We start from the raw sequence: 1,124 nt of genomic DNA, 5'->3' as shown, positions 1-1,124 counted from the left end.
CAGCTTATGGACTAGCGGAAGCAACTTTGTTGGTTTCGACTAAAAAACATGGGGAAAAAGCCAGGGTGTTGACCTTAGCAGCAGAAGCCCTAGAAAAAAATAGAATTGTAGTAGTATCACCAGCAGACAAAGATCAGGTAGTACGATTTGTAGTTAGCTGTGGACCTCCCATTGGTGGGATGAAAGTGGCGATCGTTAATCCTTTCACTTTGAGAAAATGTCAACCAGATGAGGTAGGGGAGATTTGGGTCTGCGATCCTAGTATGGCTGTAGGATACTGGCATAGGTTAGAAGAGACAGAAAAGACTTTTCATGCAAACCTTGCCGAAAGTGGTGAAGGGCCATTTATGCGCACAGGGGATTTAGGATTTTTGAAAGATGGTGAACTATTTATTACAGGGCGTATCAAAGACGTGATTATTATTCGTGGTCGCAACCATTATCCCCAAGATATTGAATTGACAGTGGAAAAAAGTCACCGATCACTGCGATCTAGTCATGGAGCAGCATTGGCAGTGGAGATTAAGGGAGAAGAACGTTTAATAGTGGTTCAGGAGGTGGAGCGTAGTTACCAAAAGACACTAGATCTAAATGAGGTAGTGGGAAATATTAGAGAGGCAGTTACAGACGAACATGATCTACAGGTGTATTCTGTAGTATTAATAAAAGCTGGGAGCATTCCTAAAACATCAAGTGGTAAAATACAACGCTCTGCTTGCCGAGTTAAGTTTTTGGAAGGAACATTAGACCAGTTGGAAGCCAGGGGAAAAGTGGCAAGTAAAAGACAAGCAGCGGTCTCCACTTAAATGGAGGTAGTTTTGATGGGTTGATTTGATAAAGATTGATGATATAATTTGATGGAATTTACCGAGATACCGCCAATTATGTAACCGGGAAAATTAGGCCCTAGATCCTTAGTATTAAACAGGTGTTATGGCCTTGGAAAAAATGAAAAAATTTAGAAAATGGTAACCAAGGAGACAGTTTGATGTCAATTCCAATGGATGTGACCAAAGAATCTTTTAAACCAGCCAAAACTCAAAAGTCAAAAACTATATTAAATGACTACATAAAAGGTCTCCAGACCAAACACTTTCTGTTGTACAATGTCATTCCAGCAATCG

The 1,124-nt window shown here is 40.4% G+C and carries 1 protein-coding gene; it reads left to right on the top strand.

What is annotated here, in order from left to right; genetic code table 11:
• A partial coding sequence (locus F6K37_RS43770; RefSeq protein WP_287257395.1) for an AMP-binding protein occupies window positions 1–806 on the top strand: 806 nt, incomplete at its 5' end.
• Window positions 807–1,124: the final 318 nt, after the last annotated feature.

The sequence above is a fragment of the Moorena sp. SIO4E2 genome (genome assembly GCF_010671945.1).
GTDB lineage: Bacteria > Cyanobacteriota > Cyanobacteriia > Cyanobacteriales > Coleofasciculaceae > Moorena > Moorena producens.
This window is presented reverse-complemented; position numbering and strand designations above follow the sequence as displayed.